This is a genomic window from Nonomuraea sp. H19 (assembly GCF_052068215.1).
Taxonomy (GTDB): Bacteria; Actinomycetota; Actinomycetes; order Streptosporangiales; family Streptosporangiaceae; genus Nonomuraea.
The window spans coordinates 453,439-476,843 of record NZ_JBQHCV010000001.1 but is presented as its reverse complement, the minus strand read 5'-3'; the positions used below and the strand labels follow the sequence as shown (position 1 = coordinate 476,843).

The following is a 23,405-nucleotide window of genomic DNA, read 5'->3' as shown; positions in this document are numbered from 1 at the left end:
CCCACAAATATAAATCTGGATATAGTTGCTGGTCATGGACCTCGTCCGCCATCTCCGCTACTTCATCGTGGTGGCGGAGGAGCTGCACTTCGGCAACGCCGCGATCCGGCTCGGCATGGCGCAGCCGCCGCTCAGCCAGCGCATCAAGCGCCTGGAGGAAGAGCTGGGCGCGCGGATCTTCGACCGCTCCGCCCGCCAGGTGCGCCTCACCGAGGCCGGCCGGCTCCTGCTGGGCGAGGCCCGCGAGATCGTGGCCAGGGTGGACCGGCTGCACGAGCTGGCCAGGCACGGCGACGGCGCGGTGCTCAAGGTCGGCGTCCCGCCCGACCTGGCCGCCGCCGTGATCGCCGCCCTGGTCGCGGGCTTCCGCGAGACCAATCCCGAGGTACGCCTCGCGCCCGCCGAGATCTGGACCGCCGACCAGGTGACCGCGCTGGCCGAGGGCATGATCGACGTGGGCGTGGTACGCCATCCGGTGTCGGCGCCGGGCCTGCACTTCGGCGCGCCCCTCGTACAGGAGCAAGGCGTGTTGCTGGCGGCCGATGACCCGCTCGCGCGCGTCGGCGAGGTCCACCTGGCCGACCTGGCCGGGCGGGAGCTGCTGATGCCGCCCAAGGAGGGCGAGCCCGGCATGCACGCCGAGATGCTGTCGGAGTGCCGCCGCCACGGGTACGTCCCCGCCCAGGTTCATCAGGGCGCCGGGCTCGGGCTGGTGCTGGCGGGGGCGGCGGTGGCGTTCGGGCCGAAGGCGGAGATTCCGGGGCTGGCCTGGCGGCCGCTGCTAGGCTCGCCGATCACGTGCCGGGTCTCCACCGCTTGGCGCGTGGCGACGGCCGCGGTCGCGGATTTCTCGGCCGTGGCCGTACGTACGTTGAAGGAGAGCGCCGGAATGACGGACGAAGGCGCCGTGCCCGCGCGGCGGATCAGCCGCAGGCCGGGGATGATGGCATGAGCGGGCCCGACTTCGAGACGCTGTTCCGGGCGGCGGGCGTCACCGGCTGGCTGCACGCGGCCGACATCGACTCGGGGCGCGAGGTCGGGCACGGGTCCGAGGAGCCGCTGCCGACGGCGTCGATGTTCAAGGTGCCGCTGCTGGTCGAGTTCTGCCGGCAGGCCGACTCCGGGCTGCTCGACCCCACGAGCCGGGTGACCGTGACGGGCCGCGACCGCGCACCGGGGCCCACGGGGATCTCCGCGATGCTCGACGACGTGACGATCTCGCTGCGCGACCTGGCGTACTTGATGATCGCGGTGAGCGACAACAGCTCGGCCGACGTGCTGCTCGGCAGGGTCGGGATGGACGCGGTCAACGCCATGCTGGAGGGGTTCGGGCTGGGCGCCACGCGGGTGTCGCAGAGTTGCCGTGAACTCAACGAGAGCATGCGCAGGGACACCGGGCACGGGTGGCCGTATCTGGATCCTGACGAGGTGGCCGGGCTGAGCGCGCTCGACCCGGCGCGGGGCAACCGCAGCACGCCGCGCGAGATGACCCGGTTGTTCGGGCTGATCTGGCGGGACGAGGCCGCCTCCGACGCCTCGTGCGCCTGGATGCGTGCCGTGCTCAACATGCAGGTGTGGCCGCACCGGCTGGCCTCCGGCTTCCCGTACGACGACGTCGCGGTCAGCGGCAAGACCGGCACGCTGCCGACGCTGCGCACCGAGTCGGGCGTGGTCGAATATCCGGACGGCAGGCGCTACGCCGTGGCCGTCTTCACCCGCTCCTTCAGCACCGCGCTCAACCAGCCGCGCGCCGACGCCGTAATCGGCACCGCCGCGCGTATGGCGGTCGACCACCTACGGAGATAGCAAGTTATGTAAGGGGTACAGGTATGACTCTCCATTGATCGGGCGACAGGATGGGGCACATGGTTGCTGAGGGCGAGCTTCTCTGGGAGCCGGGCGCGGACGTCATCGCATCGGCCAGGCTGACCCGCTACCAGCAGTGGCTGGGGCGGTCCGGGCCTTATGAGGACGCGTGGCAGTGGTCCGTCGAGCATCCGGCGGAGTTCTGGACGTCGATCTGGGACTACTTCGACGTGATCGGGGAGCGCGGCGGCGGACCGGTGCTGTCCGGGACGATGCCCGGCGCCCGGTGGTTCGCCGGGAGCTCGCTCAACTACGCGGAGAACGCGCTGCGCCACGCTGAGGGGACGGCCGTGGTGTTCGTCTCGGAGGACGGCGCCCGGCAGGAGCTGACCCGCGCCGAGCTGCGCGAGGAGGTCGCCCGCGTGCGGGCCGGGCTGGTCCGGCTGGGCGTCCGGCGCGGCGAACGGGTGGCCGGCTATCTGCCGAACATCCCGCAGGCCCTGATCGCGTTCCTGGCCACCGCCTCGCTGGGCGCGATCTGGTCGGCGGGCTCGCCCGACTTCGGGGTGGCGAGCATCGTCGACCGGTTCACGCAGATCGAGCCCAAGGTCCTCATCGCGGTCGACGGCTACCACTACAACGGCAAGAGCTACGACCGCTCGGCCGCGGTCAACGAGATCGCCGCCGCGCTGCCCTCGCTGCGCGCGACCGTGTGGATCCCGTACCTGTCGGCGGCCGCCGAGGGCCGCGCGCCGCAGCAGGCCGAGCCCGCACCGGCGCACACCGAGGCGATGCCGCACGGCGAGGTGATCGGCTGGGAGGGGCTGCGGGCCGAGGAGGGGCCGCTGGAGTTCGAGCGGGTGCCGTTCGATCATCCGCTGTGGATTCTCTACTCCAGCGGCACGACCGGGCTGCCCAAGCCGATCGTGCACGGCCACGGCGGGGTCGTGCTGGAGCATCTCAAGTCGCTCTCCTTCCACCAGGACCTGGGCGAGGGCGATGTGTTCTTCTGGTACACCACCACGGGCTGGATGATGTGGAACTACCTCATCGGCGCCCTGCTGGTGGGAGCCACGCCGGTGCTGTACGACGGCTCGGCGACGCATCCCTCCCCCGCCGCGCTGTGGCGGATCGCCGCCTCGGAGGGGGTGACGTATTTCGGGGTCGGGGCGCCGTACATCATGGCCTCGCTGAAGGCCGACCTCCGGCCGACGGGCCTGGAGCGGCTGCGCGGCGTCGGCTCGACCGGATCGCCGCTGCCGCCCGAGGGGTTCGCGTGGGTGGCCGCCGAGCTGCCGGGCATCCCGATCGGGTCGTTCTCCGGCGGCACCGACGTGTGCACGGGGTTCGTCGGGGCCACCGTCCTCCATCCGATCCGGGCGGGGATCATCCCCTGCCGGTCGCTGGGGGCGAAGGTGGAGTCGTACGATCCCATGGGCAAGCCGGTCATCGGCGAGGTGGGCGAGCTGGTGCTGACGCAGCCGATGCCGTCGATGCCGGTGATGTTCTGGAACGACCCCTCGGGCGAGCGTTACCGCGAGAGCTATTTCGACGTCTATCCCGGCGTGTGGCGGCACGGTGACTGGATCAAGATCCACGAGGACGGCAGCTGCGTGATCTACGGCCGCTCCGACTCGACGCTCAACCGGGGCGGCGTGCGGATGGGCACCAGCGAGTTCTACCGGGTGGTCGAGCGGTTCGACGAGATCGCCGACAGCCTCGTGATCGACACGGGGCAGCTCGGGCAGGAGGGGAGGCTCCTCCTGTACGTGACGCTCGCCGAAGGCGTCACGTACGCGGAGGAGCTGGAGCGCCGCCTGTGCGACGCGCTGCGTACCGAGCTGTCGCCCCGGCACGTGCCGAACGAGATCCGCGTCGTCCCCGGCATCCCCCGCACGTTGTCAGGCAAGAAGCTGGAGGTGCCGGTCCGCAAGATCCTGCTCGGCACGCCGGTGGAGGAGGCCGCCAACCCGGACGCGATGGCCAACCCGGAGGTGCTCCAGCACTTCAGGCCGCGGTCCTGAGCGGCTTCAGCGCGCCGCTCCAGGCCACGACCTGGTCGAGCATGGTGGTCACCTGGGCCTCCTGACGCTCGGCGGGCCTGAACACCGACATGTTCTCGAAGTCGTGGAACAGCGAGAGCGTGACCTGCGCGGGCACGTCGGCGACCTTGAGCTGGCCGAGCACCTGCCTGAGGTGCTCGGCCGCCCGGACGCCGCCGTCCACGCCGTAACTGACCAGGCCGGCGGCCTTGTCCTGCCACTCGCTGTACAGGAAGTCGATGGCGTTCTTCAGCACGCCGGAGGTCGAGTGGTTGTACTCCGGCGTGACGAAGACGAAGCCGTCGAAGGCGGCGATGCGTGCCGACCACGCCTTGGTGTGGTCCTGGGCGTACTGGTTGTAGGCGGCCGGCATGGGCTCGTCGAGGTGGGGCAGGGCGAAGTCGGCCAGGTCGATCAGCTCGAAATGGGCGTCGCCGCGCTTGACCGCCAGGTCGTGGATCCAGCGGGCGATGTTCTCGCCGTTGCGGCCGGGGCGGGTGCTGCCGATGATGATGCCAATGTTGATCATTATTGTGCTTCCTTATGGATAGATCGTGATTTTTCCGCGGATGTCACCTGACTCCGCTCTTCGGTGGACTTCGGGGAGCGCGGACAGCGGACATGACTCCGCGACCTTGACCACGAGCCCGCCCTTGTCGGCCAGAGCCGCCATCTCGGCCATTTGCCCCACGTCGGTGCGGGCCACGAAGTGCGTGCCGCCCTCGATCGGGGTCGCGATCGTGACGGTCGTCCGGGCCAGCCCGGCCAAGGACTTGGCCGCGTCCTCCGGGACCGCTGCCAGGTTCAGCAGCGTGTCCATGCCGCCGGGCAGCGGGGCCGCGGTGTAGTCGACCACCTCGTCGGCGCCGAGCCGTCGCACCGCTTCGGCGCTGCGCGGGCTCGCCGTGGCCGTCACGTACGCGCCCGCCAGTTTGGCGAACTGCACGGCGAACAGGCCCACCCCGCCGCCCGCACCGTTGATCAGCACCCGCTGCCCCGGGGCGACGCGGGCGTGCTCGTGGACCGCCTGCCAGGCGGTGAGCCCGGCCACGGGGATGGCGGCGGCATCGGCGAGCGGGATGCTCTCCGGGGCCCTGGCCAGGGCGTCCGCGGACGCGACGACGTACTCGGCCGCCGCGCCGGCCACCATGCCGAAGACCCGGTCGCCCGGCGCCAGGGCGGTGACGTCCGGGCCGGCCTCGACGACCGTGCCCGAGAGGTCCCAGCCGAGCGTGTGCGGCAGGCTCGCCCGGAACACCTCGGGAAGCAACCCGGACCGCAGGCCGACCTCCGAGGGATTGAAGGAGGTGGCGGCCACCTCGATGAGCACCTCCCCGGGGCCGGGGCGGGGCGTGGGGACGTCGTCCTGGACGATCGCCGAAGCGTCACCGAACCGGTGGATGCGTGCCGCCCGCATCGCGGGCGGGGCTTCCGGAACGGCGCGGAAGTCCTCGACGTGCTCGGCCGCCCACTCCCGGAACGTGCGTGCCGGGGCCTTCGTGACCTCCTCGACGGCCGAGGTGACCGGCGGGGGCTCGGCCGCCTGCGCCCGCAGGACCTCCTCCACCACCTGGGGAGGCCAGCCCTTGTCCAGCAGGGCGGCGCGGGCCCGGTCGAGCGGGACCTCCTCCCATCGGGCCGGGATCCCGGTGACCTCGGAGATGATCCGCACCTGGTCCGCCTGGCTGATCAGCTCGGGCCCCGTCAGCGCGTAGGCCGCGCCGTCGTGCCCGTCGTCCAGCAGCGCCCGTACCGCCACGGCGGCGATGTCCCGCTCGTGCACCGCCGGTGCGGCGGCCGCGCCGTACGCCCCGCGTACCGCTCCCGCCCGCACCTGCCGGGCCCACCGCAGGGTGTTGGCCGCGAAGGCGTGCGGGCGCAGGAACGTCCACTCCGTACCCGACTCCTCGATCAGCTGCTCGACCTCGCGTTCGTGGTCGCGCAGCGCCGCCGAGGACAGGTAGACCACCCGCCGCGCCCGCCCGGCGACGGCCTCGACCACCGCCCGCGCCCCCTCGGCCGCGGCGAACGGCCACACCAGGAACACCGACTCGACCCCGTCCAGCGGCAGCGAGCCGGGATCGGTCAGATCCCCCGTGCTCCTGCTCAGGGGCACGACCTCGGTCCCGGCCTCTCTCAACATCGCCACCACGTGACGGCCGACCGTGCCGGTCGCCCCGGTGACGAGAACTCCACCCATCAGGCACTCCTTCTGTCGCAAGCAACCGTAGGAGCGCAAGACGAGACAGCCAATGCTCTGCTGTCTGCGATTTATACGCCAGCGTCTCATGCGTTAGAGTTCCGATATGGATGTGCTCAGCGACGTGATCGCCATCATGCGCACCGGCAGGCCCCGTTCGGTCCGCGTCGAGTGGCACGCCCCCTGGGGCCAGCAGTTCCCCACCGTTCCCGGATCGGCCGGGTTCCAGGTGGTGCTGCAGGGGTCGTGCTGGCTGCTGCCGCCCGGGGGAGAGCCGGTCGCGTTGTCCGTGGGCGACGTGCTCTTCTTCCCGCACGGGCACGGCTACGTGCTGGCCGACAGCCCGTCCACGCCGGTGGCCGAGCCGCACTGCGACCCGCTGACCGAGGAGGGCCTGTTCACCTCCGCGTCGGTGGCCGGCCCGGGCGCGGCCACGGTCCTGCTGTGCGGCGGCTACCAGCTCGATCCCGCCCGCGCGCACCCGGCCCTGCGCGAGTTGCCCGACATGATCCACTTGCCGGCCCGGCTCGGGTTCCACTCGGAGCTGCGGGCCGCCGTGGATCTCCTGGGCGCGGAGATCAGGCAGCCCCGGCTGGGCGCCGACACGTCCGTCTCGTCCCTCCTGGACCTGCTCCTGCTCTACATCCTGCGGGCCTGGTTCGACGCCGGCCACGATCAGTGCCAGGTCGCCGGCTGGGCGCTGGCCCTGTCCGACCAGAGCATCAGCGCCGCGCTCGACGCCATGCACAGGGATCCCGCCCACCCGTGGACGGTGGCGGAGCTGGCCGGGCAGGCGGGGATGTCGCGGGCGGCGTTCGCCCGCCGCTTCACCACACTGGTTGGCCAGCCGCCGCTGGCATACCTCACCTGGTGGCGCCTGACCACCGCGGCCCGGCTGCTACGGGAGTCCGGCGCCTCGCTGAGCGAGATCTCCGCCCGCGTGGGTTACGGCTCGGAGTTCGCCTTCGCCAATGCGTTCAAGCGGGAATACGGCATGGCGCCCGGGAGATACCGCCGCAACGCCTGCCCGGCGCCGCCCGCCGCCGCGCTTCCCCGGAGAGACGTTGTTAAAACGTAACAATCATCACAAGTCAGAACACATCGGAGCTGCCGCGAAATCTGCCCTTAACTGGGCATTGACGCACCGCTGCTAGCTGCTCTACGTTCCATCCACCGATTAAAACGATTTTGCCAGGGTGGCCAGCGGCAATGGCAGATACTCCCGTCCTGTCCCTCTCAGGGGTCAGCAAGGCGTTCGGCGCGGTGCGGGCCGTACGCGATGTCTCTCTAGAACTGTACGCAGGCGAGGCGCATGCCCTCGCCGGCGAGAACGGCGCGGGCAAGTCCACGCTCGTGAAGATCCTTTCGGGCGTGCACCGGCCGGACTCCGGGCAGCTGCTGCTGGACGGCGCGCCGGTGGAGTTCGCCGGCCCTGCCGACGCGCAGCGGGCCGGGGTCGCGGTGATCTATCAGGAACCGACCCTCTTCCCCGATCTGTCGGTCACCGAGAACATCTTCATGGGCCGCCAGCCCCGCGCCCGTCTCGGCATCGACCGGCGGGCCATGCGGGCGAGCGCCGCCGACCTGTTCGCCAGGCTGGGCGTGCAGCTCGACCCCGACCAGCCGGCCCGTGGCCTGTCGATCGCCGACCAGCAACTCGTGGAGATCGCCAAGGCGCTGTCGCGGCAGGCCCGGGTGCTCATCATGGACGAGCCGACCGCCGCGCTGTCCGGCACGGAGGTCGCCCGGCTGTTCGGCGTGGCCAAGGCGCTGCGCGAGCAGGGGTGCGCGCTGATGTTCATCTCGCACCGGCTTGAGGAGATGTTCGAGCTGTGCCAGCGGGTCACGACCCTGCGGGACGGCGGCTTCGTCTCCAGTGACCTGATCGCCGACATCACGCCCGACGACCTCGTACGCCGCATGGTCGGCAGGGAGCTCGACGCCCTGTTCCCCAAGCAGGAGACGACCGCCGGGGACGTGGCGCTGAGCGTACGCAGGCTCACCCGCGAGGGCGTCTTCACCGACGTGTCGTTCGAGGTGCGGCGCGGCGAGATCGTCGCGCTGGCCGGGCTCGTGGGAGCCGGGCGCAGCGAGGTCGCCAGGGCCGTGTTCGGGATCGACCGGTGGGACGCCGGGAACGTGGAGGTGGACGGGAAGCGGCTGCGGCCCGCCAGCCCCACGGCGGCGATGGCGGCGGGCCTGGCCCTGGTCCCCGAGGACCGGCGGCAGCAGGGCCTCGTCATGGACCTGTCGATCGAGCGCAACATCGGCCTGGCCGGCCTGGCCGCCCTGCACCGGGGACCGCTGATCTCGCGGCTCGCCGAGCGGCAGCGGGCCAAGGACTGGGCGGTACGGCTGCAGTTGAAGTTCGCCCGGCTGACGGATCCGGTGAACGTGCTGTCCGGCGGCAACCAGCAGAAGGTCGTCCTGGCCAAATGGCTGGCGCGCAAGCCGTCGGTGCTCATCGTGGACGAGCCCACCCGGGGCATCGACGTGGGCACCAAGGCAGAGGTGCACCGGCTGCTGTCGGAGCTGGCGGGCAGCGGGGTGGCGGTGCTGATGATCTCTTCGGAGCTGCCCGAGGTGCTGGGCATGGCCGATCGGGTGCTGGTCATGCACGAGGGGCGGCTGGTGGCCGAGATCGACCGCGCGGAAGCGACCGAGGAGAGCGTGATGGCGGCGGCGACCGGACGGAGTGCGGCATGACTACCGCGGCAAGGAGGGGTGTGGCGTGAGCGCCACCGCAACCAGACCCGAGACCGCCCCGCGCAACGGCGGCCGGCGCCTCGTCGACCAGGTCGCGCGGGTGCGGGAGCTGGGCATCGTGGTCGCGCTCGCCGCGCTGTTCGGCGTCACGGGCGCGGTGAACCCGAGCTTCCTGACCTACGGCAGCCTGCGCGACATCCTGCTCAATTCCGCCATCGTGGCCATGCTCGCCGTCGGACAGACGCTCGTCGTGATCACCCGGAACGTTGACCTGTCGGTCAGCTCGGTGGTGGGGCTGTCGGCGTTCGGGGGCGCACTGATCCTCGCCGACCATCCCGGCGTGCCGATCCCGGTCGTGATCGCCGGCTGCGTGGTGCTCGGCGCCGCCTGCGGCGCGATCAACGGGCTGCTCGTCGGAGTGGCCAAGGTCCCGGCGCTGGTGGCCACGCTCGGCACTCTCTACGCCTTCCGCGGCATCGACTACGCCTGGGCGGGCGGCCGGCAGGTGAACGCGGCCGACATGCCGGACGGCTTCCTGTCCCTGGGCAGCCGCTCGGTGCTCGGGGTGCCGCTGCTCGCCCTGGTCGCCCTGGCCGTCCTGCTGGTCGTCGGCTGGATGCTGCGTAACCTGCGCTCCGGCCGCGAGCTGTACGCCATCGGCTCCAACCCCGAGGCCGCGGTCCTGGCCGGAATCCAGGTACGGCGCCGGATCGTCGCGGCGTTCGTCGCCAACGGCGCGCTGGCGGGGCTGGCAGGGGTCATGTGGGCGGCCCGATTCGGCACCGTGGACGCCACCGTGGCCACGGGCAAGGAGCTCGACGTGATCGCGGCCGTCGTGGTGGGCGGAGTCGCGATCTTCGGCGGCAGCGGGACCGTCTACGGGGCGGCCCTGGGCGCGTTGCTGCTGTCCGGCATCACCAGCTCGCTGGCGGTGCTGCGAGTGGACGCGCTCGCGCAGACGGCGATCAACGGCGCGCTGCTGATCGCCGCCATCGTCCTCGACCGGGTACTCGCGCTGCGGGTGGCCGCCGCGCTGCGCCGCAGGAGGTTCCACGATGCGACTTGACCTGGTACGCCGGTGGGAGGGGTTGATCCTCGTCCTGCTCGTCGGCGTCACTACCTGGGCTTCTCTGGGCGTGGACGGGTTCGCCAACGGCTCCAACGTCTCGTTCCTGCTCCTCGACACCACCGAGATCGCCCTCATGGCCCTGACCATGACCCTGGTGATCGTGGCGGCCGAGATCGACCTGTCCGTGGCCTCCACGCTCGGCCTGTCCTGCGCGGTGCTCGGCTGGCTGTGGAACGCCGGGCTCCCGATCGAGGCGATCATGCCGATCTGCCTGCTGGTCGGCGCGGTGTGCGGGGCGTTCAACGGCCTGCTGGTCACCCGGCTCGGCCTGCCCTCGCTGGCGGTGACGATCGGGACGTTCGCGCTGTTCCGCGGCCTGGCGTACGTGATGCTCGGCGACCAGGCGGTCGCCGACCTGCCGCCGAGCTACACGAGCCTGGCGACGGCCTCGATCGGCCCGGTCCCGCTGGCCACCGTGCTGGTCGCGGTGCTGGCGGCGGTGGCGGCGACCGTGCTGCACGCGACCGGTCTCGGCCGGTCGATCTTCGCGCTCGGCTCGAACGAGGAGGCCGCGTACTTCTCCGGCATCAGGGTCAAGCGCATCAAGTTCTGGCTGTTCGTGGCATCCGGGGTGATGGCCTCTCTGGCCTCCCTGGTCTACACGTTCCGCTACGCCAGCGCCCGCGCGGACAACGGCGTCGGCCTCGAGCTCGCCGTGGTGGCCGCCGTGCTCCTCGGCGGGGTGTCGATCTTCGGCGGGCGCGGCACGCTGCCCGGGGTCCTGATGGCGGTGCTCCTGCTCGGCGTCGTACGCAACGCGCTGATCCTGGCGGACGTGGCCAACGAGGTCCTCAATTTCGTGACGGGCCTGCTGCTCGTCGCATCTGTGCTCGCGCCGAACTTGGGGGCGGTCTGGCGTCGGCGCACATCACCACAAATGGAAGGGAAGTCCCCATGATGAAAACGCGAATGCGGCACACTGCACTCCTTGCCGGACTTGTCCTGCTGACGGCCGCGTGCGGCGGCACCACCAGGACTGACGTCCAGCAGCAGCAGTCCTCCGCCCCGGCGGCCACTGCCGCGTCGTCTGCCGCGGCCGATCCGAACGCCCCGCTCAAGCAGGGATTGAAGATCGCTTTCCTGCCCAAGCAGGTCAACAACCCGTACTTCACGATCGCCGACAACGGCGGCATCGCGGCCGCCAAGGAGTTCGGCGGCGAGGGCAAGGAGGTCGGCCCGTCCGACGCCAGCGCGTCCTCGCAGGTGTCCTACATCAACACGCTGACGCAGCAGAAGCAGGACGCCATCGTGATCTCCGCGAACGACCCGAACGCGGTCGTTCCGGCGCTCAAGCAGGCGATGGCCGCCGGGATCAAGGTCGTCAGCTACGACTCCGACACCGCCCCCGACGGCCGCGACGTCTTCGTCAACCAGGCCAGCCCCGAGGACCTCGGGCGTACGGAGGTGCAACTGCTGGCCGAGCAGATCGGCCACAAGGGCAAGATCGCCGTGCTGTCCGCCACCCCGAACGCGACCAACCAGAACACCTGGATCGAGTTCATGAAGGACGAGCTCAAGAAGCCCGAGTACAAGGACATGGAACTGGTCAAGGTCGTGTACGGCAACGACGACGACCAGAAGTCCTTCACCGAGACGCAGGGCCTGCTGCGCTCGTACCCAGACCTGGCGGGCATCATCTCGCCCACGACCGTGGGCATCGCGGCGGCGGCCCGCTATCTGTCGGACTCGCCGTACAAGGGCAAGGTCAAGCTCACCGGCCTCGGCACGCCCAACCAGCTGAGGAAGTTCGTCAAGGACGGCACCATCGAGGCGTTCGAGCTGTGGAGCCCCGCCGACCTGGGATACCTCTCCGCGTACGCGGCCGCCGCCCTGGCCTCGGGGCAGATCACCGGCGCTGAAGGTGAGAAGTTCAAGGCCGGCAAGCTCGGCGAGTACACGATCGGCGCCAAGGGCGAGGTCCTGCTCGGCAAGCCGACCGTGTTCAACAAGGACAACATCGACGACTTCGACTTCTGACGCTCACGCCCGGCTGCGCGGCACGACCAGGCCCGTCTCGTACGCTGCGACGACGGCCTGCGTCCTGTCGCGCAGCCCCAGCTTGTTCAGCACGCGGCTGACGTGGGTCTTGACCGTCTCCTCCGTGACCAGCAGCCGGCCCGCGATCTCGGGATTGGACAGGCCTTCGGCGACCAGCCGGAGGACCTGCGTCTCGCGCGGGGTGAGCGTGGCCAGCGCCGCCACGGGGGCGTCGGTTTTGGGCCCCAGGCGGGCGAACTCGCTGATCAGCCGCCGGGTGACGGCCGGAGCCAGCAGCGCCTCGCCGGCCGCGATGACGCGCACGGCGTCGAAGAGCCGCTCGGCGGTGACGTCCTTGAGCAGGAAGCCGCTGGCCCCGGCGCGCAGCGCGTCGTAGACGTACTCGTCCAGGTCGAATGTCGTCAGGATGAGCACCCGCGGCCCGCCGGGCCCGGAGAGCAGCCTGGTGGCCTCGATGCCGCCCATGCCGGGCATGCGCACGTCCATGAGGACGACGTCGGGCGACAGCTCGCGGCAGATCCGCACCGCCTCGGCCCCGTCGGCGGCGGTGCCGGCGACCTCAAAGTCCGGCTGGGTGTCCAGCAGCTCGGCGAACCCGGTGCGGACCACCAGATGATCGTCGGCGATGACGACGCGGATCATGAGGCGTCGGCGTCCTTTCCTGGTAGGCGGGCCTCGACGCGGAAGCCGCCGCCGGGCGCGGGGCTGGCGCGCAGCTCGCCACCGACGGCCGCGGCGCGCTCTCGCATGCCGGACAACCCGTGGCCGCCCTCCACTCCACCGGGCGGACCTGGCCCGTTGTCGCGCACGCGCAGCCGCAGAGCCTCGCCAGTGTAGTCCAGCTCCACGTCCACGGCCGCGCCCGGCGCATGCCGCCGCGCGTTCGTGAGCGCCTCCTGGATGATCCGGTACGCCGCCAGCTCCACGCCGGGATCGAGCTCGACCGGCGCGCCACGCAGGATGAGCCGGGTGGCCGTCCCCGACGCCTCGCGCGATTCGTCGAGCAGTTCGTTGAGCTCGTGCAGGCGCAGCCCCGGCTGGGGTCGCCAGGCCGGCTCCGCCTCGGCGTCCTCGCGCAGCACGCCGAGCAGCCGCCGCATCTCGGTGAGCGCGGCCCTGGCGGTGTCGCCGATCGCCAGCAGCCGCTCCGCCCCCGCGGCCGGCATGCCGGGCACGGCCAGCCGGGCCGTCTCCGCCTGTACGGCGACCATGGAGATGTGGTGGGCGACGACGTCGTGCAGCTCGCGGGCGATGCGGGCGCGCTCGCCGCGGGCGGTGTGCTCCAGCAGGCTCTCGGACATGACCTGCCGGGCCGCCGTGTCCGCCATGGCCTTGCGGCGGGCCCGGAGCGCGATCCCGGTCAGCACCGCCGCCGGGGCCAGGCAGGCCGACAGCAGCGCGAAGGCCCGTGCCTGGCCGTGCGCCTCATCGGCCAGCACCAGCGCCGCCGCCAGCACCGGGAACGACACGGTGACGAGCACCGCCGGGGCCGGCGAGGCGTGACGGCCGGACCGGTAGGCGGCGATCAGCTGCGCGACCGCACCGGCCGCGGTCAGCGTGTCGAAGGCGGCCATCGACAGCGCGCTCGCCGCACAGACCAGCACCGCGGTCAGGAGCGGCTGCGCCCACAGCAGCGGCAGCGGCAGCGTGGTGGCCAGGGCGAGCAGCGGGAAGACGAGGGCGTAGAGAGGCGCGCCGGCGGCCGGCGACGGCCCGGCACCGGCCGGTTCCCCAGCGCCAGGTGGACCCGCGGTCGGCGGCCCGCCGGAAGACGTGCCGGCCGGCACGCTCACGGTGTGCCCCAGCACCGGCTGCGTGGACGACTGCATCAGCGACTCGACCACGCCGAGCAGCGCCAGCAGCACGCCGGCCGCGACGGGCAGATAGGGGCCGAGGACCGCCGCCCGGCGCCCCCACCAAGCCCACCGGCCGTCCCCGTCCCGCGCTCGCTCCACGAGAGCCATTGTCACGGCCCTGCGGCGCGGCGGCATCCCTCGTACGAGGGACAGCACGTGGCTGCCGCCAGCGACGGCGAAGATCGCTCCACCGCGTGACGACCCCGCCGGGGCCTGCTGCCTAGTCTGCCTGGCGTGGAAGCAACCATCGAAGTCACCGGGCTGCGCAAGCGGTTCGGCCAGACCCCGGCGCTGGACGGGATGTCGTTCACCGTGCGGCCAGGGCACGTCACCGGGTTCGTCGGCCCCAACGGGGCGGGCAAGTCCACCACGATGCGTGTGGTGCTCGGCCTGGACACCCCCGACGAGGGCAGCGCGCTGGTCGGCGGGCGGCCGTACCAGAGCCTGCGCAGCCCCCTGCGCCATGTCGGCGCGCTGCTGGACGCCGGCGCGCTGCAACCGAGCCGCACCGCGCGCAACCACCTGCTGTGGCTGGCCCACTCCCAGGGGCTGGGCGCCCGGCGCGTCGACGAGGTGCTGGCGCTGGTCGGGCTGGGACCGGCGGCCAAGCGCCGGGCGGGCGGGTTCTCGCTGGGGATGCGCCAGCGGCTCGGGATCGCCGCGGCGCTGCTCGGCGACCCGCCGGTGCTCATGCTGGACGAACCGTTCAACGGCCTCGACCCCGAGGGCATCGTGTGGATCCGCGGCTTCCTGCGGTCGCTGGCCGCCGAGGGACGCGCCGTGCTGGTGTCCAGCCACCTCATGAGCGAGCTCCAGGACACCGCCGGCCATCTCGTGGTGGTGGGCCGGGGCCAGGTGGTCGCGGACACCGGCGTGGCCGAACTGATCGCGGCCGCGTCCGGCGGGCGGGTCACGCTGCGTACGCCGGCGCGCTCCGAAGCCATGTCGGTGCTGGCCCACGCGGGGGCCACCGTGACGGTCACCGATCGCGACACGCTCACCGTGTCCGGGCTGGCGGCCGAGCACATCGTGACGTTGCTCAACCGGAACACCGTGCCGTTCTCCGAGGTGGCGGCCCACCGGGCGACGCTGGAGGAGGCGTACCTGGAACTCACCAGGGACGCGGTCGAGTACCGGGGGGCGGCGCGATGAGCACCATCTACCGCTCAGACGTACGGGCCGGGCGGGACGGCTTCGGGCGACTGCTGCACGCCGAGTGGACCAAGTTCCGCACCGTCCGCGGCTGGGTGGCGGGCGCGACGATCTCGGCGCTGCTCATCGTGGGGCTCGGGCTGCTGTTCGCCACGGGCAGCCACTCCTCCTGCATGAAGGGGCCGGTCGAGGTGCCCTGCCCCGCTCCCATCCTGGGGCCGGGCGGCGAAGCCGTGGAGGACCGTTTCTACTTCGTGCACCAGCCGCTGGACGGGGACGGCAGCATCACCGTACGCGTGAACTCCATGACGGGCGAGATCCGCAAGCCCGACGTCACCCCCGGCGTCAGGAACGTCGTCAGCGGCGTCGTGCCCTGGGCCAAGGCCGGCGTCCTGATCAAGGAGAGCACGAGGCAGGGCTCCCCCTACGCGGCCGTGATGGTCACCGGCAGCCACGGCGTGCGGATGCAGCACAACTTCACCGAGGACGTGGCGGGCCGCCCCGGCGGTTACCCGCGCTGGCTGCGGCTGACCCGCACGGGCGACACGATCACCGGCGAGGAGTCGCCCGACGGCCGGCAGTGGACCCGGGTCGGCACGGCCCGCCTGGCCGGGCTGCCTGCACAGGTCCGCATCGGACTGTTCGCCGCCTCCCCCGGCGACGTGACAGTGACGCCGAACGCCGCCTTCGGGTCCGTCGAGGCGTCCCGCTTCGCGGCGGCCACCGCCGTCATGGACCAGGTCGGCGTGCAGGGCAAGGGCATCGGCGGCACGTGGAAGAGCGACGACATCGGCGTCTCGCTCGGGCCCGACGGCACCCCCCACCATCCGGGCAGGTTGGTACGGACCGGCGGCACGTTCACCGTCACCGGGGTCGGGGACATCGCGCCGAGCGCGGACGGGAGCGTGATCGAGCGCACACTGACCGGCACGATGATCGCGCTGATCGCGGTGATCGTGGTGGCGGTGCTGTTCGTGACCGCCGAATACCGGCGGCAGCTCATCCGCACCACGTTGCTCGCCAGCCCGCGACGCATCGGTGCGGTGACCTTCGTCGCCGGGCTGGCCGCCAACGCCGTCACGATGCCGATCGGGCGGCGGATCCTGCAGGGCAACAACATCTACCCGCTCCCGGTCTCCACGCTCACCGAGCTGCGCGTGGTCGCCGGCGTCGCTGCGCTGCTCGCCCTGGCCGCCGTCTTCGCCCTCGCCCTCGGCGCGCTGTTCCGGCGCAGCGCCACGGCGGTCATCGCGGCCATCGCGGCGATCCTGGTCCCGTACGTGCTCGCGACCGCGTCCCTCCTGCCCGAAGGCGTGTCGGAATGGCTGCTGCGGATCACCCCGGCGGCCGGGTTCGCGATCCAGCAGAGCATGCCCGAATATCCGCAGGTGCTCGACCACTACGCGCCGGTGGCCGGGTACTTCCCGCTGCCGCCGTGGGCCGGCTTCGCCGTGCTGTGCGGCTACGCGGCCGCCGCCCTGGCCCTGGCCGCGTACCGGCTGCGCAGGAGCGACGTATGAGGCGGGAGACGCAGGCCGAGTGGACGAAGCTGCGTACCGTGCCGGGGCCCGGCTGGTTGCTGGCCGGGGTCGTCGTGCTGACCGTGGCGTTGAGCGCCGTGGCGAGCGCCGCCGTGACGTGCGCGTCGCCGGGCTGCGGCCACGACGCCGCCCGGCTGAGCCTCCTCGGCGTCCAGCTCGGCCAGGCAATGGTCGCGCTGCTGGCCGTGCTGGCGGTCTGCGGCGAGTACAGCACCGGGCTGATCCGCACCAGCCTCACCGCGATGCCACGCCGCACCACCGCCCTGGCCGCCAAGGCGGCCGTGCTCACCGGCCTGTCGCTGGTCGCGGGGACCGTCGCCGTGCTCGGGTCCGTGCTGGCCGGGCGGCTGTTGCTGCCCGGGAGCGGCTTCACGCCCGCGCACGGCTACCCGCCGCTGTCCCTGGCCGACGGCCCGACGCTGCGGGCCGCCGCCGGCTCGGTCCTCTATCTGGCGCTGATCGCGCTGCTCAGCCTGGGCGTCGCCACCGCCGTACGGGACTCCGCGGCGGCCACGGGGGCCGTGCTCGGCCTGCTCTACCTGTTCCCCATCGCCATCCGGATGGTCTCGGACGAGGAGACCCAGCGCCTTCTCTGGCAGTTGTCGCCGACGAACGCGGGGCTGGCCATCCAGGCCACCACGGATGCCGCCGTCCTGCCTCTCAGCCCATGGGAGGGACTCGGCGTGCTCACCGCCTGGACGGCCGCGGCTCTCCTGATCGGCGGGCTGCTGCTGCGCCGGCGCGACGCTTGATCGCAGGCGAGATCAGCGGGTCACCCGGGCGGCCAGCTTGCGGTGCGCGGAAGAGCGCAGCACGCCAGCCGCCTCCTTGGCCGACGCCACGGGCGCCTTGGTCAATAATCCCCTGGCCTGCTTGAGCGTGAGCAGCCTGGTGACCGACTGGTCGAGGCGCTCTTTGGAGATGCGGCCCGACTTCACCGCCGTGAGCACCGCCTGGTAGGCCTTGGGCAGGTCGTTCGGCATGAGCAGCAGGTCCGCGCCGGCCAGGACGGCGCGCACGGCGATCTCGCCGTCGTTGTACTTCTGGCGCACCCCGGCCATGTTGAGCGCGTCGGTGGAGATCACGCCGTTGAAGCCGAGCTTCTCCCTGAGCAGGCCGGTGAGGATGGGCTTGGACAGCGTCGCCGGATTGCCCGACGGGTCGAGCTTGGGGAAGACGATGTGGGCGCTCATCACGGCGTCCACGCCGGCGTCGATCGCGGCCTTGAACGGCGGCGCGTCGATCCGCTCCCACTCGGCCTTGGTGTGCTTGATCACCGGCAGGCCCGTGTGGCTGTCGACGGTGGTGTCGCCGTGCCCCGGGAAGTGCTTGGCGGTGGCGGCCACCTTGGCGTCGGAGAACCCCTTGACCGCCGCCGAGACCATCGTGGCCACCCGCTTGGGGTCGTTGCCGTACGCCCGCCTGCCGATGATGGGGTTGCGCGGGTTCACGTTGACGTCGGCGACGGGGGCGAAGTCCAGGTTGACGCCGAGCGCGCGGAGCTCCACGCCGGTCGCCTTGGCGACCGCCCGCGCCCGGGCGGGGTCCTTGGTCGCGCCGATCTCGGCGGCTCCGGGGAAGTCGGTCATGAGCGCGGACATCCGCGACACCAGGCCGTTTTCCTGGTCGGTGCCGATCAGCAGCGGCACCTCTTTCGACGCCCGCTGCAGGCCGTTGGTGAGACCGACGACCTGGCCGATGCTCTTGACGTTGTGCGGGAAGAGGATCACGCCGCCGAGGTGGTATTTGGCGATCACCTTGGCCGGGCTCTGGGCGGAGTATCTGGCCTGGTTCTCGCCCGAGACCGTGTCGGCGGACGTGCCGTACAGGACGGGCATGAACAGCTGGCCGACCTTCTCCTCGACGCTCAGCTTCGACAGGGCCCGCTCGACCGGGCTGGGCTGCGCCTGGGATGGGTTCTGCGATGGTGTGGCGCTCCGCGTCGGCGGGGCGGCGGCCTTGCCTCCGGTCGGCGGGGTCGCGCCCGCTCTGCTGCCGCCACCGCCGCACGCCGTCAGAGCGATCGCGAGCAGAGCTGCCGTGCCCATCCGTCCAAACATGCCTCCCAAGGTATCGCCCAACTCCGCGCCGGCCGCCTACAGGCCGAGCCTGCCGAGCTCCGGCAGGCGCGCGCGGGCCGCCACCCGGGCCTCGGCCGCGGTCCGCTGCGCCCGCGCGGCGTCGGCCGCCAACCGGCACTGCGTGAGCGTGTGCGCGGCCAGCCCGGCGCGTACGGCAGGCAGCGCCGCGGCCCCCATCGACAGCGTGTCCGCGCCCAGGCCGACCAGCACGCAGGCCAGGGCCGGATCGGCGGCGGACTCCCCGCAGATCCCGCACGGCTTGCCGGCTCGCGACGCGGCGTTCGCCGCCATGGCCACCAGGTCGAGCAGCGCGGGCTGCCACGGGTCCTGCAGCGGGCTCATGACGCCGAGCTGGCGGTCGGCGGCGAAGGCGTACTGGGCGAGGTCGTTGGTCCCGATCGAGAGGAAATCCACCTGCGCGAGCAGGTCGCGGGCACGCAGCGCGGCCGCCGGGATCTCGATCATCACGCCTGCGTGCCGCAGGCCCTTGGCCCGGCACTCCCGCGCGAACCACCCGGCTTCCTCGGCCGTGGCCACCATCGGCGCCATGACGTGCAGCTCCTCGGCGCCCACGGCCGCCAGCGCGGCGAGCTGCGCCTCCATCACCTCGGGGAAGCGTTTGAACCTGCGCAGGCCCCGCTCGCCGAGCGCCGGGTTCGGCTCGGCGGCGGCGGGCAGGAACGCCAGCGGCTTGTCCGCGCCGCTGTCCAGCGTCCGCACGACCACCTTGCCGCCCGGGAACGCCTCCACCGCCGCCCGGTAGGCGCGCACCTGCTCCTCCGTGGAAGGGGGCTCGGCCCGGTCCAGGAAGAGGAACTCCGTCCGGTAGAGCCCGATGCCCTCCGCTTCGGCGGCCACGGCGGCATGGAGTTCGGCCGGGCCGCCGACGTTCGCGAGCAGCGGAACCGGGTGCCCGTCGGCGGTCCTGCCCGGGCCCCGCGCCGAGGCGAGCGCGGACAGCCGGGCCGTGTCCGCGCTGACCGCGTCGGCCACGTCGGACTCGGCCGGCTCCACGCGTACGTCGCCGGAGGTGCCGTCGGCCATCACCCGGACCCCGGGCGGGATGCGGGTCGCGCCCGGGCAGGCCACGACGGCGGGCACGCCCATGGCCCTGGCGAGGATCGCGGTGTGGCTGGTCGGGCCGCCCTCCTCGGTGACGAACGCGGCGACCTGGCTCTTGGACAACAGCGCCGTGTCGGCGGGCGCGAGATCCCGGGCGACCAGCACGTACGGCTCCGCCGCCCTGGCCGGCAGCCCCGGCATGACCTGCCCGTAGAGCAGCGCGATCACGCGGTCCCTGATGTCGTTCAGGTCGGCGGCCCGCTCGCCCAGGTAGCCTCCGGACCCCGCCAGCACGTCCCGGTATTTCGTGAAAGCCTCAAAGACCGCTCTGGGGGCGGCCAGGCCCCGGTCGATCAGGGTGCGCACCTTCACGACCAGGCCGGGGTCCTCGGCCATCAGCGCCTGGGCCTTGAGAATCTCCTCGGCCTCACCGCCCGCCCGGTTGCCGCGGGCCTCCAGCTCGCCCGCGACCTGCGTGAGCGCGGCCATCGCGCGCTCCTTCTCCTGATCCGCCTCACCGGTGAAGGTGGCGCCCTCGGGGGGTTCGGGCACGGAGACGGTCAGCACGTACGCGGGGCCGTGCCCGATGCCCGGGCTGACCCCCACCCCCCGGAGGTTCACGGCGTACCGGCGATCTCGGCCAGTTCGTCGAGGACCTCCTCGGAGCCCTCGCCATCCGCGCTGATCACCACGGTCTCGCCCTGCTGGACGTCGAGCGCCAGGATCCCGAGGATGCTCTTGCCGTTGACCGGGGGCTTCCCGCCGGACGCCTTCGCCACGGTGATGTTCATAGGGGCCTTCATCGCCCGCTGTACGAACGTCGCCGCGGGACGGGCGTGCAGCCCCACCTCCGCTACCACGGTGACCTTGCGCTCACCCATCGACTCCTCCTTCGGTACCGGTCCAGACCAGCTGGACTCATGTGACTGATCGTCCGCCGAGCGGGGGGCAGATCGGCGGCCGTGCCTATTGTGTCGTGTTCCGTTCCTTGCACGTCCGGCGGCGCCTATTCCCATCGGAAGAGCGCGTCCCCCACGTGCACTGCCCCTTCGGCGACCCCTGTCACGGCGCCGGACAGCGCGTCGAGGGCGACCACCGGGCACATCGGCGAGCGCCCGCCCGCCTCGATCACCGCCGGGTCCCACGCCACGACCGGCTGGCCCGCGCTGACCCGGTCGCCCTCCGCCGCCAGCAACTGGAACCCCTTGCCCTTGAGCTGAACCGTGTCGATGCCCAGATGCACCAGCACGCCCTTGCCGTCGTCTCCCACGATGACGTACGCGTGCGGATGCAGTTTCATGATTTTTCCCGCTATGGGGGCGACCGCCTTGCCCGGCCCCCGCAGCGGGTCGATCGCCGTTCCCGGCCCCACCATGCCCGCGGAGAACACCGGATCGGGCACGGCGGCCAACCCCACTGCCGCCCCCTCAACCGGGGCGAGAACAGTCGTCATGGACTCGCCCTCAGCCGATGATGTCCTCGATGTCGCTGGCGATCGTGTCCGCCTCCGGCCCGACGACGATTTGGACCACGTTGCCCGCGGCCATCACGCCGTGCGCGCCGGCTGCCTTGAGCGCGGCCTGGTCGACCTTGGACGCGTCGTGCACCTCCGTACGCAACCGGGTGATGCAGGGCTCGATCTCGATGATGTTGCCGGCGCCGCCGAGCCCGGCGATGATCGCGTTCACATCCGCCGCCATCCGGCCCTCCCTAGCTTCCTCGACCAGGCTACCGACTTGACTCGTGACGCCTGGTTATTGAGCGGTGACGATCGGACGGCCGCCGGTCGCCCCGCGGCTCGCCGATCGGAGACGCCGGTCAGTCCGTCTGGGTGACCTTGTTCAGGCCGCGCGGCGCGTCGGGGTCGATGCCGAGACTACGGGCGAGGGCCTCGGTGAGAAGCTGTCCCGGGACGATCAACCCCATGGGCGCCAGCCATTCGGGCAGATCAGGGCCGTTGAGCGCGGCCGTGCCCGCCCGTGCGAGCGCCTCCCCGCCGCCGATCGTGTACGCCGCCGCACCCGCCGCCACCACCCGCTCGGCCAGCGCGACCGTACCGGCCAGCGTGGGGCTGTTCTCGGCGGCGACCAGCAGCGCCGGGGTGTCGGCATCGACCACGGCGATGGGGCCGTGCAGCAGGTCGGCGTACGACAGGCCCATGGCGTGCAGGTAGCAGGCCTCCTTGAGCTTCAGCGCCGTCTCCAGGGCCGTCGAGAACGCCAGCCCGCGCCCCGACACCACCACGCCCGGCTTGTCCAGCAGCCCCTCGACCACGGCCTCGATGTCGCCCGGCGCGGCGATCAGCTTCTCCACGGCCTCGGGCACCCGCTGCAGCTCGGCCACGTCCACGTCGGCGCCCAGGCCCAGCGCCAGCACCGCCAGCGCGGCCAGCTGCGTCGTGTACGTCTTGGTCGCCGGAACGGCCTTCTCCTCCCCCGCGACCGTGCACAGCGCCACGTCCGCGGCCTGCGCGAGCGGGCTCTCCTCGCCCCCGTTGGTGATGCCGACCGTTCTGGCCCCGCAGTCCTTCGCCCAGGTCAGCGTCTCGACGATCTCCTCCGTCCGCCCCGACTGCGAGATCGCCACGGCCAGCACGCCGTCCAGGTCGAGCTTGCGCTTGTACGTCGTCGCGATCGACGGAGCGGCCAGCGCCGAGAGCCGGCCGGCGTGCGATTCGACCAGGTAGCGGCCGTAAACTGCGGCGTTGTCGGAGGTGCCACGCGCGATGAACAGCAGCTGGCGAGTCCGCTCACCCACCGCCTTCACCTCGCCGATTCTGGGGAGCAGGGAGTCCAGTGTGGCCCGCAGCGCGGCCGGCTGCTCGGCGATCTCGCTGCGCATCTTCGTGGTCATCGTGGGCTCTTCCCTCACATCAGTACGGCTGGGACTTGACCGTCTTTCGCGACATGTGGTCTAGTCCGGACTAGACCAGTACGAACCATAACCTATGTCCGACCAACAAGAAATCTGCTCATCAGATTGCGCACTACTCTTGTTGCCTGGTGGAGGCCGGGAACGGCGGTCCGCATGGCAGCTTTCATTGGCGTGAACGAGGGGAGGATCCGTGGCGCACATCGATCCGGACAGCCCGGTGCCCAAATACTTCCAGCTTCGCGAGATCCTGCTGGACCTCATCGACAGCGACGAGCTCAGCATCGGCGCCGCCATCCCGTCCGAGCGCGAGCTGTGCCAGCGCTTCGGCCTGTCCAGGATGACCGTGCGGCAGGCCGTCGACCACCTCGTGTCCGAGGGCCGCCTGCACCGCGTGCCGGGCAAGGGGACGTTCGTGGCCCGGCCGAAGATCGAGCTGGCGCTGCAGCTGACGTCGTTCACCGACGACATGAGGGCCCGCGGCATGGTCCCGGGGTCGCGCGACCTCGACAGGCGGGTCGTGCGCGCCAGCGCCCACCTGGCCAAGGAGCTGGGGATCCAGCCGGGCGAGGAGGTGCACTTCATCGAGCGCCTGCGGACGGCCGACGGGGAGCCGCTGTCCATCGAGCGGGCGCACATCCCGGTCAAGCTTGCCCCCGACCTGGCTTCTTATGATTTGTCAGATAAATCACTGTATGGGCTCTTGGAGAGCCGCTACGGCCTCGTCATGGACGCCGGCGAGCTCACCATCGACGGCGGCATCGCCGACCCGAGCGACGCCGACCTGCTGAAGCTGCCGCGCGGCGGCGCCGTACTGCTGCTCCAGCGCCGCTCCTTCGCCGGCGGCGTCTGCGCGGAGCTGGGCGTGTCCACCTACCGTGCCGACCGCTACCAGCTGCGCACCATCCTTGAGATGCCCGTAAGACGGGGCTGAGGGCCTTACCCCGCCGGGGCTGTCCCG

General features: G+C 71.8%; 22 protein-coding genes. 12 read left to right on the top strand and 10 right to left on the bottom strand.

Annotation, left to right across the window (positions count from 1 at the left end):
* Positions 1–34: 34 nt before the first annotated feature.
* Genes ACTMTI_RS02215 through ACTMTI_RS02205 form a run of 3 tightly spaced genes read left to right on the top strand, consistent with a single transcriptional unit; the run spans position 35 to position 3,830 of the window.
* Positions 35–952 carry a LysR substrate-binding domain-containing protein gene (locus ACTMTI_RS02215; RefSeq protein ID WP_441117871.1) on the top strand — a complete coding sequence of 306 codons (918 nt, stop codon included), beginning with the start codon at positions 35–37 and terminating at the stop codon, positions 950–952.
* Complete coding sequence (locus tag ACTMTI_RS02210; RefSeq protein WP_441117870.1) at positions 949–1,806, top strand: serine hydrolase; 858 nt, start codon at positions 949–951, stop codon at positions 1,804–1,806. Before ACTMTI_RS02215 ends, ACTMTI_RS02210 begins: the two co-directional genes overlap by 4 nt.
* A gap of 59 nt (positions 1,807–1,865) precedes the next feature.
* Positions 1,866–3,830, top strand: coding sequence for an acetoacetate--CoA ligase (locus ACTMTI_RS02205; RefSeq protein ID WP_441117869.1), 1,965 nt, complete (start codon positions 1,866–1,868; stop codon positions 3,828–3,830).
* Here ACTMTI_RS02205 and ACTMTI_RS02200 read toward each other — a convergent pair.
* Both ACTMTI_RS02200 and ACTMTI_RS02195 read right to left on the bottom strand, forming a co-directional pair.
* A complete protein-coding gene (locus tag ACTMTI_RS02200; RefSeq protein WP_441117868.1) occupies positions 3,814–4,377 on the bottom strand; it encodes an NADPH-dependent FMN reductase in 564 nt (187 codons plus the stop codon). The genes ACTMTI_RS02205 and ACTMTI_RS02200 overlap by 17 nt on opposite strands.
* Positions 4,378–4,389: 12 nt before the next feature.
* On the bottom strand, positions 4,390–6,048 hold the full coding sequence (locus tag ACTMTI_RS02195; protein WP_441117867.1) for an alcohol dehydrogenase catalytic domain-containing protein: 1,659 nt from the start codon (positions 6,046–6,048) through the stop codon (positions 4,390–4,392).
* Between the two features lie 106 nt (positions 6,049–6,154).
* Here ACTMTI_RS02195 and ACTMTI_RS02190 point away from each other — a divergent pair, with 106 nt between their 5' ends.
* The 5 genes from ACTMTI_RS02190 to rhaS all read left to right on the top strand — a co-directional run bounded on the left by ACTMTI_RS02190 (position 6,155) and on the right by rhaS (position 11,860).
* Entirely contained in the window at positions 6,155–7,126 is a 972-nt protein-coding gene (locus ACTMTI_RS02190; protein ID WP_441117866.1) for an AraC family transcriptional regulator, read from the top strand.
* A gap of 131 nt (positions 7,127–7,257) precedes the next feature.
* Positions 7,258–8,754 (top strand): sugar ABC transporter ATP-binding protein, encoded by a 1,497-nt coding sequence (locus ACTMTI_RS02185; RefSeq protein WP_441117865.1) that lies wholly within the window; start codon positions 7,258–7,260, stop codon positions 8,752–8,754.
* A 25-nt stretch (positions 8,755–8,779) separates the two neighbouring features.
* Positions 8,780–9,820 (top strand): ABC transporter permease, encoded by a 1,041-nt coding sequence (locus ACTMTI_RS02180; RefSeq protein ID WP_441117864.1) that lies wholly within the window; start codon positions 8,780–8,782, stop codon positions 9,818–9,820.
* Positions 9,810–10,781, top strand: coding sequence for an ABC transporter permease (locus tag ACTMTI_RS02175; protein ID WP_441117863.1), 972 nt, complete (start codon positions 9,810–9,812; stop codon positions 10,779–10,781). Before ACTMTI_RS02180 ends, ACTMTI_RS02175 begins: the two co-directional genes overlap by 11 nt.
* Positions 10,778–11,860: a rhamnose ABC transporter substrate-binding protein gene (rhaS, locus tag ACTMTI_RS02170; RefSeq protein WP_441117862.1), complete on the top strand. Its 1,083-nt coding sequence runs from the start codon at positions 10,778–10,780 to the stop codon at positions 11,858–11,860. Before ACTMTI_RS02175 ends, rhaS begins: the two co-directional genes overlap by 4 nt.
* A gap of 3 nt (positions 11,861–11,863) precedes the next feature.
* Here the strand turns inward: rhaS and ACTMTI_RS02165 are convergent, their stop codons facing one another.
* A complete protein-coding gene (locus ACTMTI_RS02165; RefSeq protein WP_441117861.1) occupies positions 11,864–12,523 on the bottom strand; it encodes a response regulator in 660 nt (219 codons plus the stop codon).
* Positions 12,520–13,836 carry a sensor histidine kinase gene (locus ACTMTI_RS02160; protein ID WP_441117860.1) on the bottom strand — a complete coding sequence of 439 codons (1,317 nt, stop codon included), beginning with the start codon at positions 13,834–13,836 and terminating at the stop codon, positions 12,520–12,522. The genes ACTMTI_RS02165 and ACTMTI_RS02160 overlap by 4 nt, the downstream gene beginning before the upstream one ends.
* Before the next feature lie 135 nt (positions 13,837–13,971).
* Here ACTMTI_RS02160 and ACTMTI_RS02155 point away from each other — a divergent pair, with 135 nt between their 5' ends.
* Genes ACTMTI_RS02155 through ACTMTI_RS02145 form a run of 3 tightly spaced genes read left to right on the top strand, consistent with a single transcriptional unit; the run spans position 13,972 to position 17,182 of the window.
* Positions 13,972–14,889, top strand: coding sequence for an ATP-binding cassette domain-containing protein (locus ACTMTI_RS02155; protein WP_441117859.1), 918 nt, complete (start codon positions 13,972–13,974; stop codon positions 14,887–14,889).
* Complete coding sequence (locus tag ACTMTI_RS02150; RefSeq protein WP_441117858.1) at positions 14,886–16,409, top strand: hypothetical protein; 1,524 nt, start codon at positions 14,886–14,888, stop codon at positions 16,407–16,409. Before ACTMTI_RS02155 ends, ACTMTI_RS02150 begins: the two co-directional genes overlap by 4 nt.
* Positions 16,406–17,182: an ABC transporter permease subunit gene (locus tag ACTMTI_RS02145; RefSeq protein WP_441117857.1), complete on the top strand. Its 777-nt coding sequence runs from the start codon at positions 16,406–16,408 to the stop codon at positions 17,180–17,182. Before ACTMTI_RS02150 ends, ACTMTI_RS02145 begins: the two co-directional genes overlap by 4 nt.
* 12 nt (positions 17,183–17,194) lie before the next feature.
* On the opposite strand, the gene nagZ is transcribed toward ACTMTI_RS02145, so the two are convergent.
* The 6 genes from nagZ to ACTMTI_RS02115 all read right to left on the bottom strand — a co-directional run bounded on the left by nagZ (position 17,195) and on the right by ACTMTI_RS02115 (position 22,426).
* Entirely contained in the window at positions 17,195–18,478 is a 1,284-nt protein-coding gene (gene nagZ / locus ACTMTI_RS02140; protein ID WP_441117856.1) for a beta-N-acetylhexosaminidase, read from the bottom strand.
* 48 nt (positions 18,479–18,526) lie between these two features.
* A complete protein-coding gene (gene ptsP / locus ACTMTI_RS02135; RefSeq protein ID WP_441117855.1) occupies positions 18,527–20,179 on the bottom strand; it encodes a phosphoenolpyruvate--protein phosphotransferase in 1,653 nt (550 codons plus the stop codon).
* A gap of 11 nt (positions 20,180–20,190) precedes the next feature.
* The gene (locus ACTMTI_RS02130) at positions 20,191–20,454 is read right to left on the bottom strand and encodes an HPr family phosphocarrier protein (RefSeq protein ID WP_441117854.1); all 264 of its coding nucleotides are present in this window, start codon (positions 20,452–20,454) and stop codon (positions 20,191–20,193) included.
* Between the two features lie 125 nt (positions 20,455–20,579).
* The gene (locus ACTMTI_RS02125) at positions 20,580–21,026 is read right to left on the bottom strand and encodes a PTS sugar transporter subunit IIA (protein WP_441117853.1); all 447 of its coding nucleotides are present in this window, start codon (positions 21,024–21,026) and stop codon (positions 20,580–20,582) included.
* 10 nt (positions 21,027–21,036) lie between these two features.
* Complete coding sequence (locus ACTMTI_RS02120) at positions 21,037–21,300, bottom strand: glucose PTS transporter subunit EIIB (RefSeq protein ID WP_441118143.1); 264 nt, start codon at positions 21,298–21,300, stop codon at positions 21,037–21,039.
* Positions 21,301–21,391: 91 nt separating this feature from the next.
* Positions 21,392–22,426 carry an SIS domain-containing protein gene (locus ACTMTI_RS02115; RefSeq protein ID WP_441117852.1) on the bottom strand — a complete coding sequence of 345 codons (1,035 nt, stop codon included), beginning with the start codon at positions 22,424–22,426 and terminating at the stop codon, positions 21,392–21,394.
* A gap of 211 nt (positions 22,427–22,637) precedes the next feature.
* Between ACTMTI_RS02115 and ACTMTI_RS02110 the strand changes: the two genes are divergently transcribed.
* On the top strand, positions 22,638–23,378 hold the full coding sequence (locus ACTMTI_RS02110; RefSeq protein ID WP_441117851.1) for a GntR family transcriptional regulator: 741 nt from the start codon (positions 22,638–22,640) through the stop codon (positions 23,376–23,378).
* The last annotated feature ends 27 nt before the right edge of the window (positions 23,379–23,405 follow it).